General features: G+C 69.3%; 16 protein-coding genes and 1 riboswitch. Of the genes, 12 read left to right on the forward strand and 4 right to left on the reverse strand.

Translation table 11 applies throughout. The features are described from left to right. Positions 1 to 20 precede the first annotated feature (20 nt). The 7 genes from ftsH to ACGFJ2_RS20860 all read left to right on the forward strand — a co-directional run bounded on the left by ftsH (position 21) and on the right by ACGFJ2_RS20860 (position 5403). On the forward strand, positions 21 to 2018 hold the full coding sequence (gene ftsH, locus ACGFJ2_RS20830; protein WP_357938778.1) for an ATP-dependent zinc metalloprotease FtsH: 1998 nt from the start codon (positions 21 to 23) through the stop codon (positions 2016 to 2018). After that, positions 2015 to 2593, forward strand: coding sequence for a GTP cyclohydrolase I FolE (gene folE, locus ACGFJ2_RS20835; protein ID WP_357938780.1), 579 nt, complete (start codon positions 2015 to 2017; stop codon positions 2591 to 2593). The genes ftsH and folE overlap by 4 nt, the downstream gene beginning before the upstream one ends. A 187-nt stretch (positions 2594 to 2780) precedes the next feature. Continuing rightward, positions 2781 to 3587, forward strand: coding sequence for a dihydropteroate synthase (gene folP, locus ACGFJ2_RS20840; RefSeq protein ID WP_357939745.1), 807 nt, complete (start codon positions 2781 to 2783; stop codon positions 3585 to 3587). Then, positions 3584 to 4027 (forward strand): nuclear transport factor 2 family protein, encoded by a 444-nt coding sequence (locus tag ACGFJ2_RS20845; RefSeq protein ID WP_214641971.1) that lies wholly within the window; start codon positions 3584 to 3586, stop codon positions 4025 to 4027. Before folP ends, ACGFJ2_RS20845 begins: the two co-directional genes overlap by 4 nt. Then, complete coding sequence (gene folB / locus ACGFJ2_RS20850) at positions 4017 to 4382, forward strand: dihydroneopterin aldolase (RefSeq protein WP_357938782.1); 366 nt, start codon at positions 4017 to 4019, stop codon at positions 4380 to 4382. The genes ACGFJ2_RS20845 and folB overlap by 11 nt, the downstream gene beginning before the upstream one ends. A gap of 65 nt (positions 4383 to 4447) precedes the next feature. Next, positions 4448 to 4951: a 2-amino-4-hydroxy-6-hydroxymethyldihydropteridine diphosphokinase gene (folK, locus tag ACGFJ2_RS20855; protein ID WP_357938784.1), complete on the forward strand. Its 504-nt coding sequence runs from the start codon at positions 4448 to 4450 to the stop codon at positions 4949 to 4951. Beyond that, positions 4948 to 5403, forward strand: coding sequence for a DUF3180 domain-containing protein (locus tag ACGFJ2_RS20860; protein ID WP_357938786.1), 456 nt, complete (start codon positions 4948 to 4950; stop codon positions 5401 to 5403). The genes folK and ACGFJ2_RS20860 overlap by 4 nt, the downstream gene beginning before the upstream one ends. A gap of 54 nt (positions 5404 to 5457) precedes the next feature. On the opposite strand, the gene ACGFJ2_RS20865 is transcribed toward ACGFJ2_RS20860, so the two are convergent. Together ACGFJ2_RS20865 and ACGFJ2_RS20870 are read right to left on the reverse strand one after the other, a co-directional pair. Beyond that, positions 5458 to 6564 (reverse strand): acyltransferase, encoded by a 1107-nt coding sequence (locus tag ACGFJ2_RS20865; RefSeq protein ID WP_393470539.1) that lies wholly within the window; start codon positions 6562 to 6564, stop codon positions 5458 to 5460. Next, positions 6561 to 7706 (reverse strand): NADH-quinone oxidoreductase subunit D, encoded by a 1146-nt coding sequence (locus ACGFJ2_RS20870; RefSeq protein ID WP_357938789.1) that lies wholly within the window; start codon positions 7704 to 7706, stop codon positions 6561 to 6563. Before ACGFJ2_RS20870 ends, ACGFJ2_RS20865 begins: the two co-directional genes overlap by 4 nt. Positions 7707 to 7826: 120 nt before the next feature. On the opposite strand from ACGFJ2_RS20870, the gene ACGFJ2_RS20875 reads away from it, so the two are divergent. Beyond that, a complete protein-coding gene (locus tag ACGFJ2_RS20875) occupies positions 7827 to 8426 on the forward strand; it encodes a DoxX family protein (protein ID WP_393470542.1) in 600 nt (199 codons plus the stop codon). Positions 8427 to 8508: 82 nt separating this feature from the next. Here the strand turns inward: ACGFJ2_RS20875 and ACGFJ2_RS20880 are convergent, their stop codons facing one another. Continuing rightward, positions 8509 to 9795: an aminotransferase class V-fold PLP-dependent enzyme gene (locus ACGFJ2_RS20880; RefSeq protein WP_393470545.1), complete on the reverse strand. Its 1287-nt coding sequence runs from the start codon at positions 9793 to 9795 to the stop codon at positions 8509 to 8511. 42 nt (positions 9796 to 9837) lie between these two features. Beyond that, positions 9838 to 9953: riboswitch (SAM riboswitch) on the reverse strand. A 102-nt stretch (positions 9954 to 10055) separates the two neighbouring features. On the opposite strand from ACGFJ2_RS20880, the gene ACGFJ2_RS20885 reads away from it, so the two are divergent. Both ACGFJ2_RS20885 and ACGFJ2_RS20890 read left to right on the forward strand, forming a co-directional pair. Beyond that, positions 10056 to 10781 carry a TerC family protein gene (locus tag ACGFJ2_RS20885; RefSeq protein WP_357938793.1) on the forward strand — a complete coding sequence of 242 codons (726 nt, stop codon included), beginning with the start codon at positions 10056 to 10058 and terminating at the stop codon, positions 10779 to 10781. A gap of 9 nt (positions 10782 to 10790) precedes the next feature. Beyond that, positions 10791 to 11981, forward strand: a complete 1191-nt coding sequence (locus tag ACGFJ2_RS20890) for a cytochrome P450 (protein ID WP_357938795.1) — start codon at positions 10791 to 10793, stop codon at positions 11979 to 11981. A 97-nt stretch (positions 11982 to 12078) separates the two neighbouring features. Here ACGFJ2_RS20890 and ACGFJ2_RS20895 read toward each other — a convergent pair whose 3' ends face one another. Further along, entirely contained in the window at positions 12079 to 13047 is a 969-nt protein-coding gene (locus ACGFJ2_RS20895; protein WP_393470548.1) for an SAM-dependent methyltransferase, read from the reverse strand. A 247-nt stretch (positions 13048 to 13294) separates the two neighbouring features. Between ACGFJ2_RS20895 and ACGFJ2_RS20900 the strand changes: the two genes are divergently transcribed. Beyond that, positions 13295 to 14185: a DUF2520 domain-containing protein gene (locus tag ACGFJ2_RS20900; protein ID WP_357938799.1), complete on the forward strand. Its 891-nt coding sequence runs from the start codon at positions 13295 to 13297 to the stop codon at positions 14183 to 14185. Next, positions 14176 to 15012, forward strand: coding sequence for a pantoate--beta-alanine ligase (panC, locus tag ACGFJ2_RS20905; protein WP_393470551.1), 837 nt, complete (start codon positions 14176 to 14178; stop codon positions 15010 to 15012). The genes ACGFJ2_RS20900 and panC overlap by 10 nt, the downstream gene beginning before the upstream one ends. Positions 15013 to 15040: the final 28 nt, after the last annotated feature.

Here is a 15040-nt window from a genome sequence, read left to right on the forward strand (position 1 = left end):
CGCAAGGGGTTCCGCATCGGATGGATCTCAAGCGATTTACACGTGGGCCACTGCTGTGGATCCTGGGCATCGTCGTGCTGCTCCTGCTCGTCACCCAGCTCTGGAGCGGCGGCGGCAATTTCAAGCAGGCCGACACGTCCACAGTCCTCCAGCAGATTCGCACCGGCAATGTAAGCAACGCCAAGATTGTCGACAAGGATCAGCGCATCGAGCTGACGCTGATCAAGCCGATCACGGTCAGGCCGGGTGACACGGCGACCAACATGATCCAGTCTGACTGGGTCGCCGGCTACGGGCCGAAGCTGACCGAAGAGCTGCAGGCGCAGGTTCAGGCGGGCACGACCAAGAGCTTCACCACCGAGGTGCCCCAGGAGAACTTCCTGGTCAGCATCCTGGTGAGCTTCCTGCCGATCGTCTTCATCGTCCTCATCTTCCTGTTCATCATGAACCAGATGCAGGGCGGCGGCTCACGGGTCATGAGCTTCGGCAAGTCCAAGGCGAAGCTGATCACCAAGGACACCCCCAAGACCACCTTCTCCGACGTCGCGGGCGCCGACGAGGCCATCGAGGAGCTCCAGGAGATCAAGGAGTTCCTGCAGGCCCCGGCCAAGTTCCAGGCGATCGGGGCGAAGATCCCCAAGGGCGTGCTGCTGTACGGCCCGCCCGGCACCGGCAAGACGCTGCTCGCCCGCGCGGTCGCGGGTGAGGCCGGCGTGCCGTTCTACTCGATCTCCGGCTCCGACTTCGTCGAGATGTTCGTCGGCGTCGGCGCCTCGCGGGTCCGCGACCTGTTCGAGCAGGCCAAGGCCAACGCGCCGGCGATCATCTTCATCGACGAGATCGACGCCGTCGGCCGGCACCGCGGCGCGGGCCTGGGCGGCGGTCACGACGAGCGCGAGCAGACGCTCAATCAGCTGCTCGTCGAGATGGACGGCTTCGACGTCAAGGGCGGCGTGATCCTCATCGCCGCGACCAACCGGCCCGACATCCTCGACCCGGCGCTGCTGCGTCCGGGCCGATTCGACCGGCAGGTCACCGTCGACCGCCCCGACCTGGAGGGCCGCAAGGGCATCCTCAGGGTCCACGGTCGCGGCAAGCCGTTCGAGCCGGCGGTCGACCTCGACGTCATCGCCCGTCGCACGCCCGGGTTCACCGGCGCCGACCTGGCCAACGTGATCAACGAGGCGGCGCTGCTCACCGCGCGCGCCGACAAGAAGCTGATCTCGATGGACATCCTCGAGGAGTCGATCGACCGCGTCATGGCAGGACCCGAGCGCAAGTCGCGGGTCATGTCCGACAAGGAAAAGAAGATGATCGCCTACCACGAGGGCGGTCACGCGTTGGTGGCGCACGCGCTACCCAACTCCGACCCGGTCCACAAGATCACGATCCTGTCCCGTGGCCGCGCCCTGGGTTACACCATGACGCTGCCGATGGAGGACAAGTTCCTGGCCACCAGGTCCGAGATGATGGACCAGCTCGCGATGCTCATCGGCGGTCGCGCGGCGGAGGAGCTCGTCTTCCACGAGCCCACCACCGGCGCCTCCAACGACATCGAGAAGGCCACGGCGGTCGCCCGCCGCATGGTGACCGAATACGGCATGAGCGAGCAGCTCGGTGCCCGTAAGTTCGGCTCCGGCCAGGCCGAGGTCTTCCTGGGCCGCGAGATGGGTCACGAGCGCGACTACTCCGAGAAGATCGCTTCGACGATCGACGAGGAGGTCCGCCGAATGATCGAGACGGCGCACGACCAGGCGTGGGACATCCTGGTCGAATACCGCGACGTGCTCGACAACCTGGTGCTGCAGCTCATGGAGAAGGAGACGCTCTCCCGCGACCAGGTGCTGGAGGTCTTCGCCCCGGTCGTGGTCAAGGAGCACCGCCCGTCCTACGCGGGCTACGGCAAGCGGCTCCCCTCGGACCGCCCGCCGATCCTGACCCCGAAGGAGCAGTCGGCCAACGGCTCGCTCGCCGCCGCCAGTCACCAGGACGCGCTGCCCTCTGGAGACAGTGCGTGAGTTCGCAAGACGTAGACCTGGGCCGGATCGAGAAGGCCGTCCGCGAGATCCTTTACGCCATCGGCGAGGATCCCGACCGTGACGGCCTGCTCGACACGCCCTCTCGGGTGGCCCGGGCCTACGCCGAGCAGTTCTCCGGCCTCGGACAGACGCCGGAGGGCGTGCTCAACAAGGTCTTCGACGTCGACCACGACGAGATGGTGCTCGTCAGGGACATCGAGGTCTACTCCACCTGCGAGCACCACCTGGTGCCCTTCCACGGGGTGGCCCACGTGGGCTACATCCCCAACGAGCGCGGCCAGGTGACCGGGCTGTCCAAGCTGGCCCGCCTGGTGGACGTCTTCGCCCGCCGCCCGCAGGTGCAGGAGCGGATGACCTCGCAGATCGCCGACGCGCTGATGCGCGTGCTGGAGCCGCGCGGGGTGATCGTGGTGGTGGAGTGTGAGCACCTCTGCATGACCATGCGCGGGGTCCGCAAGCCGGGCGCGAAGACGGTGACCTCGGCGGTGCGCGGCGATTTCCGTACGAGCGACAAGACCCGCGCCGAGGCGATGGCGCTGATCCTGCACCGATAAGCGCCAGCCGGTCAGCCTGGGGCGCTGACCCTGCACCGATAGGCAGCTGCCCTGATAAGCACCAGTCAGCGGGCCTATGGCACTGATCGGATTGTTATTTGTGTGTGGGCACCCTCCACAGACCCCATCAACCACGACCGCCTAGGCTTGGGGCATGGTTGTCGGAGCAGAGGCGCGGTGCCTCGTCATGGGCGTGGTCAACGTCACGCCGGACTCGTTCTCCGACGGGGGCCTGTGGTTCGACGAGGCGGCCGCTATCCGGCACGGACTGGAGCTGGTCGGTGAGGGGGCCGACATCGTCGACGTGGGTGGCGAGTCCACCCGCCCCGGCGCCGCCAGAGTGCCGCTCGACGAGGAGCTGGCCCGCGTCGTGCCAGTGATCAGGGCGCTCAGCGCCGAGGGAGTGGCGGTCAGCGTCGACACCATGCGGGCCGAGGTCGCCAAGGCGGCGGTGGAGGCGGGGGCGAGGCTGGTCAACGACGTGAGCGGCGGCCTGGCCGATCCCGAGATGCCGCGCGTGGTGGCCGCCACCGGCGTCGACTATGTGGTCATGCACTGGCGCGGCCACAGCCATGACATGGACCGCCGGGCCGTCTACGACGACGTCGTGACCGAGGTGCGCGAGGAGCTCGCCAAGCGGGTCGACCTGGTGCTGGCCGAGGGCGTGTCCGAGGAGCAGATCGTGCTCGACCCCGGGCTGGGCTTCGCCAAGAACCCCGCGCACAACTGGGAGTTGCTCGCCGGGATGGGGGAGCTGGCCGAGCTCGGCTATCCGCTGCTGATCGGGGCCTCGCGCAAGCGGTTCCTGGGGCGGCTGCTCGCCGACGCCGACGGCACGCCGCGCCCGTTCAGCGGCAGTGACGACGCCACGGTGGCCGTGACGGCGCTGGCCGCGCACGCCGGTGCCTGGTGCGTACGAGTGCACGAAGTAGGTCCCAATGCCGATGCCGTGCGCGTGGCCGCCGCATGGAAGAGACCCGGAGCCAACACATGAGTGTCGACACCGCCGCGATCGAGACGGTCAACCAGGACTTCTATCTCGCGATCGAGGACGCCAACCTCGACAAGATGACCGAGATCTGGGCCGAGGACTCCGCCGACGAGCAGGTCAGCTGCGTACATCCGGGCTGGACCCTGCTCTCGGGGCGGTCCGAGGTGCTGCGCTCCTGGGCGCTCATCATGGCCAACACCACCTACATCCAGTTCGTGCTGACCGACGTCAACACCACCGTGCTGGGCGATGTGGCCGTGCTCACCTGCGTCGAGAACATCCTCACCGCCGGCGAGGAGGGCGAGTCCAGCTTCGCCGCCGGCAAGGTGGTGGCCAGTAACGTCTACGTGCGCACGGCGCAGGGCTGGCGGCTGTGGATGCATCACGGTTCGCCGGTGCTCCAGGGTGACGATGACGAGGAGGAAGGCGAGCTTGAGGTCTGATCGCATCGCGCTGAAGGGCCTGCGGGCCCGGGGCCGGCACGGCGTGCTGGCGGCCGAGCGTGAGCTCGGGCAGGAGTTCGTGGTCGACGCGACGCTGTTCCTCGACACCGCCCCCGCCGCCGCCTCCGACGACCTCGGCAAGACGGTCCACTATGGTGAGCTCGCCCAGGCGCTGGTCGCCGTGGTGGAAGGCGAGCCGGTCGAGCTGATCGAGACGCTCGCGCAGCGCCTCGCCGACGTGTGCCTGGCCGCCGGCCTGGTGGAGTCGGTCGAGGTGAGTGTGCACAAGCCCGCGGCACCGATCCCGCTGCCGTTCGACGACGTGGTCGTCACCATCCATCGGAGTCGCGAATGAACTTTGGTGAGCAGAACGTGGTGAGCAGAACGTGGTGAGCAGTAGGTGAGCGAGAGGAGTAGCACGTGAACGTCGTACTGTCTCTCGGTAGCAATCTCGGACGGCGCTTCCAGACCTTGCAGGACGCCATCGACACCCTTTTCGACGCACCGGGGCTGGAGTTCGTCGCGAGCTCGCCCGTCTATGAGACCGACCCGGTCGGCGGTCCCGCCGGGCAGCGCCCCTACCTCAACGCGATCGTCATCGCCGAGACCTCGCTCCAACCGCAGGCGCTGCTGGAGCGGGCGCAGGGCGTCGAGAACGCCTTCGGGCGGGAGCGCAAGGAACGCTGGGGTCCGCGCACGCTCGACATCGACCTGATCGTCGTGGGTGACACGGTCTCCGACGATCCCGACCTGACGCTGCCGCACCCGCTCGCGCACGAGCGGGCCTTCGTCCTGGTCCCGTGGGCGGACGTGGACCCCGACGGCGTGCTGCCCGGCCAGGGCCAGGTCGCCGACCTGCTCACGGACCTCGACCAGAGCGGCGTACGGCTGCGTGCTGACCTCAAGCTGCAGAGCCCGGATTGAGGCCCACTCGCCCCGGCCTGCTGGTCGGCATCATCGTCGTCGTGGCGCTGGTCGCCTGGATGGTGGTCAGGGAGTTCTACGCCGACCTGCCCATCGTGCCGTGGACCGCCATCCCCACCGTCCTGCTGCTGGCCCTCGGAGAGGCCTACAGCGGATGGGTGACGAAGGCCCGGATCGACCGCAAACCTGACACCAAGCCGGTCGAGCCGCTGGCGGTGGCCCGGCTGGCGGCCTTGGGCAAGGCATCGGCCTATGTGGGTGCGGTGTTCGCGGGTGTCTTCGGTGGGTTCGTCCTGCACACGGTCCAGCTGTTCACCAGGGAGACGCCGCGGTTCGAGTTCTTCATCGCGGTGGGCTCGCTGCTGGCGTTCGTGGTGCTGATCTGCGCCGCCCTCTTCCTGGAACACGCCTGCCGCATCCCGAAGGACCCGGAGGATCAGCGGCCCAGGTAGAGCGTGACAGCGTGCTCGATGTCGGACGTCATGGGCTCAAGCTAGCGGCCATGGTCAACTCTTGTCCGGCACTTGTTCGGCAGGAGCCCGCTTGCGGCCGAAGAGGTAGATGACCGGGAGGGTGCAGATCAGCGGGCCCAGGATGGCGAGCGGGCGTTCCAGCCACCATCTGAGGTCCGGTGGCACCTCGCCGCCGAGCGTGCCGAAGAACCACCACAGCAGACCCAGCGCGATCGCCATCCCTGTGGTGTGGAAGAGGAACAGCGGCAGGGCGTAGCGGTTGATGGTGCCGTTGACCCGGCGCCACCCGGGCTTCTCCAGGACGCGCTCCATCGACGGCCGCAACACCTCCACCAGGCCGATCTGGAAGAGCAGCAGCGCCACGATGACGAAGGTGGGCGGCGCCATGTTCGACCACTTGTCACCCGGCACCCCGACCATCGAGCCCGGGTAGATGCCCGAGTAGACCAGGCCGAACAGGGCGAACAGTCCGGTCCACAGGACCCCCACGTCATAGCGCCTGGGCAGGATGACGATCCGGTCGTAGAAGAAGCCGGCCTGGTGGGCCAGCCCCCAGACGATGATCATGTTCAGCCAGCCGACCCACTCGACGCCGTACCGGAAGCGGACCACGTCGATCACCAGGGCGGCGCCGCCCAGCCAGATGAGCGCCAGCACGTCGTAGTGGCGGTGCAGCCACAACGCCACGGGCAGCAGCGCGATCAGCACCAGGTAGACGCCGAGGAACCAGAGCGGGCTGAGCACGAGCAGCACCACTCGCCACATCCACTCGACGTGGAACACCCAGGTCACGACCGCGCCGATGGTGAGCCACACGCCCGACAGCACGAGCGCGGGGGCGGCCAGCGCGCGGATGCGCCGCCAGACGAACCGGCCGATGCCGATGCCGCGGGCCTGGGCGCGGCTCCACGACAGCAGGTGTACGTGGCCGCCGACGTAGAAGAAGAGCGGCAGCACCTGAAGCAGCCAGGTGAGTATCCACAGCCCCGAGGTGAAGCCGAGCGGGCTGGTCGGTTCGGGGCCCTCGGGCTTCCACTGCAGGATGGTGAACGCCCAGTGCCACACCACCACCACGATCAGACTGAGAGCGCGCAGCCAGTCGACATATTTGTCCCGCTGCGGAGTCGCGACGTCGGTCACTTGTCGATGTCACCCACGACGAAGAACATCGAGCCGAGGATCGCCACCATGTCGGCCACCAGATGCCCGGGCAGCATCTCCCGGAGCACCTGGATGTTGCTGTAAGACGCGGAGCGCAGCTTGAGCCGCCATGGAGTCTTGTCCCCCTTGGACACGAGGTAGTAGCCGTTGATGCCGAGCGGGTTCTCGGTCCAGGCGTACGTGTGGCCCTCCGGCACCTTGAGCACCTTGGGCAGCCGCTGGTTGATGGGACCCGGCGGCAGCGAGCGCAGCCGGTCGACGCACGCGTCGGCCAGGTCCAGCGAGACTCTGAGCTGGTCGAGCAGGATCTCGAAGCGGGCGTGGCAGTCGCCCGCGCCGCGCGTGACCACCTTCACCGGCAGCTCGGGATAGGCCAGGTACGGCTGGTCGCGCCGCAGGTCGAGGTCGACGCCGGAGGCGCGGGCGATGGGGCCGCTCACGCCGTACTGCAGGATCTGCTCGCGGGTCAGGACGCCGACACCCTTGGTACGGGCCAGGAAGATCTCGTTGTTGAGGATGAGATTCTCGATGTCGGGCACCCGGCGCCGGGTCTCGGCGACGGTCTCCGACACCCGGTCCAGCCAGCCGTACGGCAGGTCCTCCTTCAGCCCGCCGACCCGGTTGAACATGTAGTGCATCCGGCCGCCGGAGATCTCCTCCATCACGGCCTGGATGCGCTCGCGCTCGTTGAAGGCGTAGAAGATGGGGGTGATCGCGCCCAGCTCCAGCGGGTACGAGCCGAGGAACATCAGGTGGCTCAGCACCCGGTTGAGCTCGGCCAGCAGCGTACGCGCCCACACGGCCCGTACCGGCACCTCCATGCCCAGCATGCGCTCGGCGGCCAGCACCACGCCCAGTTCGTTGGCGAACCCGGCCAGCCAGTCGTGCCTGTTGGCCAGCATGATGATCTGCCGGTAGTCGCGGACCTCGAACAGCTTCTCCGCGCCCCGGTGCATATAACCGATGATCGGCTCGGCCGTGGCGATGCGCTCGCCGTCGAGGGTGAGCCGCAGCCTGAGCACCCCGTGCGTCGACGGGTGCTGTGGGCCGATGTTGAGGATCATGTCCTCGGTGGCCAGCTCTTTCGCCCCGACGCCGATCCCGACCACGCGTTCCGTCATATGGCAATGCTGCCACCGGCAGTCGTGGTGATCCAGCACAGGAAGAGGTCAAGGAACCCTATATCGGCGCATTCCGCCCACTGGACCGGGGAGGAACATCGGGAACGGGGGGAGAAAACCGTGCAAAGAATTCTTTTCGATCTTGCCGCTCTGATCTCGCGGGTGGCGATCGGCGTGATCTTCGTGACCCACGGGTGGCAGAAGATGCAGATCGGGGTACCGGTCACGGCCGCCGCCTTCAACCAGATGGGAATACCGCTGCCGTGGCTCTCGGCCGGGTTCGCCATTCTCGTCGAGACCGTCGGCGGGGTCCTGCTCATCATCGGCCTGCTGGTCCGGCTGGCGGCCCTCGGGCTGGTGGTCGACATGCTGGGCGCGATCATCTTCGTCCACGGCGCCCACGGCGTCCTGATCCAGAACGGCGGCTGGGAGCTCGCCGGCGCGCTGGCCGTGGCCTGCCTGCTGCTCGTGGCTGTGGGCGGCGGCCGGCTCGGCATCGACGGCATCCTGCACAACAGCTACCGGCGGCGCGCCGAGCGTCGCGCGGCCGAGCAGGATCTCGCCGGCCACGCGCCGGCCACCTCCATCAGGCCGGAGGCCCCATCGGAGGCGGACACCGCCCCCAGGCCGGTGCCACCGACCGCCCGGGGCGGTGACATGCGGAACGTCGATGACGTCGTCGCCGACGAGCCGTCACGCGGACGTTCACCGAGCGCCTGACCTCAACCCGCCGCGCGAAGGTTCGCCATCGCGCGACCTCAGCGGGCGGCGACGCGGCGGCTGTCGTGCCGCGTCCGTGACCTCAGCGGGCGGCGAGGTCGCGGAGGGCGTCTACGAGGCGGTCCACGTGCTCCTCCGTGGTGCCGATGCCGATCGAGGCGCGGACCGCGGAGGCCGTGTCGTCCTCGCAGCCGCCGTCCGCGGTGCCGAGCAAGTGCCGGACGAACGGGTGCGCGCAGAACTTGCCGTCACGCACGCCGATGCCGTACTCACCCGACAGCGCCTCGGCCACCTCGCGCGCCGAGTGCCCGTCCACGACGAACGAGACGATGCCCACGCGCGGCTGGTCCGGCCCCCAGAGCGACAGCTCGCGCACGCCCTCGATCGCGGCCAGGCCGGACCGGAGCCGGGCGATGAGCCGCTCCTCCTCGCGCACCAGCTCGGTCCAGCCGGTCGCGCTGAGCGCGTCGCAGGCGGCGGCCACGGCGATGGCGCCCAGGACGTTCGGGGTGCCCGCCTCGTGACGCGGTTCGGCGTCCTCGTGCCACTCGATGTCCTCGTCGACGGAGCGTACGGCGCCGCCGCCCTTGAGGTACGGCTCGCCGGAGGAGAGCCAGTCACGGCGGCCGACCAGCACCCCGGCCCCGAAGGGCGCGTAGAGCTTGTGCCCGGAGAAGGCGACGTAGTCGAGGTCGAGCGCGGTCAGGTTGAGCCGCCGGTGCGGCACCAGCTGGGCGGCGTCCACCAGGATGCGGGCTCCGTGGCGGTGCGCGATGTGCGCCAGGGCGGCGATGGGCCAGAGCTCGCCGGTGACGTTCGAGGCGGCGGTGACCACGAGCAGCTTGGGGCCGTCGATCCCGGCCAGCGCCTCGTCGGCGGCGCGGACGGCCTCGCCGGGGAAGGCGGGCGGCGCCAGCCGTACGGACCGCTTCCAGGGCAGCAGGGAGGCGTGGTGCTCGGTGTCGAACACGACCGCGGTCGTGCCCTCAGGCAGGCAGCGGGCCAGCAGGTTCGTCGCGTCGGTGGTGTTGCGGGTGAAGATCACGGCGTCGTCGGGCCGGGCGCCGACGAAGGCCCTGACCGTGTGGCGGGCCTGCTCGTAGCGGGCGGTGGTGAGCTGGGAGGCGTAGCCCGCGCCGCGGTGCACGCTGGAGTAGGCCGGGAGCGCGGCGGTGACGGCGGCACTGACCGGCTCCAGACAGGGGGCGCTCGCCGCGTAGTCGAGGTTGGCGTACGTCACCAGCCTGCCGCCCTTGACCGGTACTTCCAGATCGGCGCCCAGTACGGCGGGGATCGGACGGGCGCGCTCGGCAGCCGGCGCGTCGGTGGCCTGAGCGGGCAGGGAGCTGAAGATCGTCAACGTGGACACGGCGAACCTCCTGGGGCCATCGGACCCCCGGAACACCCAGCGAGCCCGCGCTTGCCCACCACACCTCGTGGCGGACCAGGTCTTCACCCGGGGCACCCCGCCGCGGACGCGAGGGTTGCCGGCCAGCAAGCCGGGGCTGTGCGCTGGCACTCATGACCTACATCCGCACTATAACCGACACCCGGCCATGAATCGCAACCGCGAACTTATGCGGCCCCTGCCTCGTTGGTAACTGAAACCCCTGCTGTGAGGAGTACCTAATGCTGGACTGGGTGGCCGACCCTCAGATCTGGATCGGGTTTTTCACCCTGGTCGCACTAGAGATCGTTCTCGGTATCGACAACATCATCTTCATCTCCATCCTGGCCGGGAAGCTGCCGCCGGAGCAGCGCGACCGGGCCCGCGTCATGGGCCTGGCCGCGGCGCTGATCAGCCGGCTGCTCCTGCTGCTGGCGCTGTCGTGGGTGGTCCGGCTGACCACGCCATTGTTCGAGGTCTTCGGCCACGGGATATCGGGGCGCGACCTGATCCTGCTGCTGGGCGGCCTGTTCCTGCTGGCCAAGAGCGTCACCGAGATCGGGCACAGCATGGAACTGAAGGAGGAGGGCGGCAAGGGACGGGCCGTCACCTCGTTCGCCTCGGTGATCGTGCAGATCATGGTGCTGGACGTGGTGTTCTCGCTCGACTCGGTGATCACCGCCGTGGGCATGGTGGACGAGCTCGGCGTGATGATCGCCGCGGTGATCGTGGCGGTGCTGGTCATGCTGTTCGCGTCCGGGCCGATCAGCAGGTTCGTGGACAAGCATCCGAGCATCAAGATGCTGGCTCTGGCGTTCCTGGTGCTGATCGGGGTGGTGCTCATCGCCGAGGGGCTCGGCCAGCACATCTCCAAGGGCTACATCTACTTCGCGATGGCGTTCTCGGTGATCGTGGAGCTGCTCAACATCCGGATGCGGAGCAGGCACGCCAAGCAAGCCTCCTCATAAGATGAAAAAGTGCGCTTCGATCCCTGGAATCCGGATTTTGTTGCCTACCCCTACGGCGCGTACGCGGAGCTGAGGCGTGACGCCCCCGTCAGCTACTTCGAGCCGACGGGGCAGTGGCTGATCTCCCGGCACGCGGACGTGAACGCGCTGCTCAGAGACCGCCGGCTGGGCCGTTCCTACCTCCACGTGGCCACGCACGAGGAGTTCGGCAGGCCGGAGGAGCCGGCGTTCCAAGAGCCGTTCTGGCGGGTGACCAGGGCCGGCATGCTCGACGTCGAGCCGCCGGTGCACACCAGGCTGCGCCGGCTGGTCTCCAAGGCGTTCACCCCGCGCATGGTCGAGTCGCTGCGCCCCCGGGTCAGGGCCATCGCCGAGGGGCTGGTCGGGGCGTTCGTCGAGAAGGGCGGCGGCGACCTGATCGCCGAGGTGGCCGAGCCGCTGCCGGTGACCGTCATCGCGGAGATGCTCGGCGTACCCGAGGCGGACCGGCACCTGCTGCGCCCCTGGTCGGCCGACATCTGCCGGATGTACGAGCTGAACCCGAGCATGGAGTCGCAGCACCTGGCCGCCAAGGCGGCGGCGGAGTTCGCCGCCTACCTCGCGGACCTGGCCCGCGAGCGTGCCGTACGGCCGGGCGACGACCTGATCAGCGCGCTCGCGGCGATCGAGGAGCTCACCGAGGACGAGCTGGTCGGTACGTGCGTGCTGCTGCTCAACGCCGGACACGAGGCGACCGTGAACGTGACGGGCAACGGCTGGTGGTCCCTGTTCAGGAACCCCGCCGAGCTGGTACGCCTGCGCGAGGACCGGAGCCTGCTGCCCACGGCCGTCGAGGAGCTGATGCGCTGGGACACGCCGCTGCAGATGTTCGAGCGGTGGGTCCTGGAGGACATCGAGGTGCACGGGGTCGAGATCCCGCGCGGGGCCGAGGTCGCGCTGCTGTTCGGCTCGGCCAACCGCGATGAGACGGTGTTCGCCGACCCTGACCGGCTCGACGTGGGACGGCCGGACAACCCGCACATCTCCTTCGGGGCGGGGATCCACTTCTGCCTGGGCGCGCCGCTGGCCCGCATCGAGCTGATCGAGTCGTTCGGCGCCCTGCTGGAGCGGGCGCCGAAGCTGGAACTCGCCAGCGAGCCGGAATGGAAGCCGGGCTACGTCATCCGCGGCCTGAAGTCCCTCGACCTGACGACGGGTTAGCGCGGCCGTCCGTCGTGGCTGGGGTCCCTAGGCAGGAACCCCCTCCGGGGGAGCGGAAGCAGCCGGTCCGTCGTGGCTGAGGTCCTTCGCCGACGGGTCACCGGCGTTCCTGGACGAGCCAGCCGAAGCCGCCGAGCCCTCTCGGGTCGATCAGCTCGCCCTCCTCCGAGGCGCGGGCCAGGGCTCGGAGATAAGCCGTCGGATCGGCATGCGCGAGAGCGATGGGCGGACGCGTGCCGGTGACCCCCAGAGCCCTTAGCGCATCGCGCTGTGTGGACAAGCCTGTGGATATCGCACCGGCCCGCCGACCGGCCTCCGCGCACGCGTCGAGCGCCACGTGAGCGGTGATGTCGCAGGTGCCGTCGGGGATGGGCGCGACGACCGCACCATCTCGGTAGCCGGTGAGTGTGCCATGGCACGGACGGTTATCCACAGGGTGTGCATAATCAATGGCCACCGCGCGACCCCTCCTGAGCCGGGTCACCACGGCCGCCCACGCGGCGTCGCGCGGGCACCCGATCTCCCCGCGCGAGCCGATGCGGCCCAGCGACGGCCACCACCGGTCGAGCCAGGCGCGGTCGGAGTCGGGCACCGGGTCGCCCAGCCGTTCCTCACCCGTCTCGGTGTCGACCAGGACCAGCCGCGGCCCGTCGGCCGTCTGCTCGGCCACGTCGAGCGGGACGTTGTCCAGCCACTCGTTGGCGATCGCCAGCCCGGTGATGACGGAGGGGATCCGGGGGCGCCAGTCGATGCTCTTGGGCAGGTCGTCGGGTCTGGGCGAGAGATCGACGGCGGTGATGTTGAGCCTGGCGCGCAGCCCGGGCTCGGCGGCGTCGAGCACGCGGGCCACCAGGGCGCCCTCTCCGGCGCCGATGTCGACCAGGTCGATGGTGTCGGGGGCGCCGAGGTCGGCGTCGACCTGGGTGAGCAGGGCCAGAACCGCGTCGGCGAAGGCGGCCGAGGCGCTGACCGACGTACGGAAGTGGCCCGAAGGGCGCTCGCGGAGGTAGAAACCGTCCTCGCCGTACAGCGCGTACTGCATCGCGGCGCGCCACGTGAGCCACATGCCCTGGACTATCTCACGAAGTAAGCCCCCCCCGTAGATCAACGCGGGCGTCGGGTCGTCAACTCGGCGCCCGCCACCACGAGATGAACCCCTCTCCTCATCTCTTCCGACAGGGGGTGCAGGTTTTGTATGCCCTTGTCCCTTTTGTGGGTAACTCAACATGCGGCAAAAGCCTGGTCACGTACGTAGTCGCGAGCGGCCGTTACTCTGGGCGGCAGTGCCATCAGGGTCGACAGGGGTGGACGTCATGGACGCAGGGGATCGGCCGGCGCGGCTGGCCGTGGGCGTGCTGGGCGCGGGCAAGGTGGGTTCGGTGCTCGGTGCCGCACTGGCGCAGGCCGGGCACCACGTGGTCGCCGCCAGCGGGGTCTCCGACGCCTCGCACCGGTGGGCGGCGGAGCGACTCGGCGTACGGCCGACGCGGCCCGAGGAGGTCGTCAAGACGGCTGGGCTGATCCTGCTCACCGTGCCCGACGACGCGCTGCCCGATCTGGTCAACGGTCTCGCGTCGACCGGCGCGGACCTCCAGGGCAAGCTGCTCGTGCACACCAGCGGCGCGTACGGGCTGTCGGTGCTGGAGCCGGCCGCCAGGGCGGGCGCACTGCCGCTCGCGCTCCACCCGGTGATGACGTTCACCGGGCGGGACGACGACCTCAACCGCATCACCGGCATCTCGTTCGGCGTGACGGCGCCCGACACGCTCAGGCCCATCGCCGAGGCGCTGGTCATCGAGATGGGCGGCGAGCCGGTCTGGATCGCCGACTCCGACCGTGCCCTCTACCACGCGGCCCTGGCCGGGGCGGCCAACCACATGGTCACGCTCATCGCCGAGTCGCAGGAGCTCCTGCGGGGCATCGGCGTGGAGCATCCGGGCATCATGCTCGGCCCGCTGCTCGGCGCGGCGCTCGACAACGTGCTGCGGCTCGGCATCGCCGGGCTGACCGGTCCCGTGGTGCGGGGCGACGCGGGCACCGTACGCAAGCATGTCGACGCGCTGATCCTGGCGGCACCCGAGGCGGCCGACGCCTACATCGCCCTCGCTAGGCTCACGGCGGACCGCGCGCTCGCCGCGGGGCTGCTGAAGCCCGAAGAGGCCGAGCGCCTGCTCGACGCGCTCGGAGGCAACATATGGACCTGATCGTCGCCAAGAACCGCACCGACCTGGTCAAAGCGCGCGGCGAGGGGAGCGTCGCGCTGGTGCCCACCATGGGTGCGCTGCACGAGGGTCACCGCTCCCTGATCCGCGAGGCCCGCGTACGCGCCGACCACGTCGTGGTCAGCATCTTCGTCAATCCTCTGCAATTTTCGCCAAACGAGGATTTTTCCCGCTATCCGCGGACGTTCGACGCGGACCTGGAGGCGTGCCGGGCCGAAGGCGTGGACGTCGTCTTCGCCCCGTCGGCCGACGACATGTACCCCGCCGGCCGCCAGGTCAGCGTCCAGTCGGGCGAGATGGGCACGATCGTCGAGGGCGCCGTCCGGCCCGGCCACTTCGACGGTGTGCTCACGGTGGTGCTCAAGCTGTTCAACCTCGTCCAGCCCGACGTGGCGGTCTTCGGGCAGAAGGACGCCCAGCAACTCGCCATGATCCGCAGGATGGTCGCCGACCTCGACCTGCCGATCGACATCGTCGGCGCGCCGACCGTCCGCGAGCCCGACGGCCTGGCGCTGTCGAGCCGCAACCGCTACCTGTCCGCCGACGAGCGGCAGGTCGCCCTGACGCTCTCCAGGGCCCTGCGGGCGGGCGCGGCGGAGTCCGTCCCGGCCAGGATCCGGGCGGCGGCGCTGGCCGTGCTCGAGGGCGCGGCTCCCCAACTCGCGCTCGACTATCTGGTGCTCGTCGATCCGGCCACGTTCGCCGAGGTGAGCGAGTCTTACCGGGGCGAGGCGGTGCTGGCGGTGGCCGCCAAGGTCGGCACCACCCGGCTGATCGACAACGCCGTCATGTCGCTCGATCCGGCCTGACAGAGGCATCGCCACAGCTCTACGCGTA

Origin of the sequence: Nonomuraea sp. NPDC049028, assembly GCF_043197735.1 — a bacterium.
GTDB lineage: Bacteria > Actinomycetota > Actinomycetes > Streptosporangiales > Streptosporangiaceae > Nonomuraea.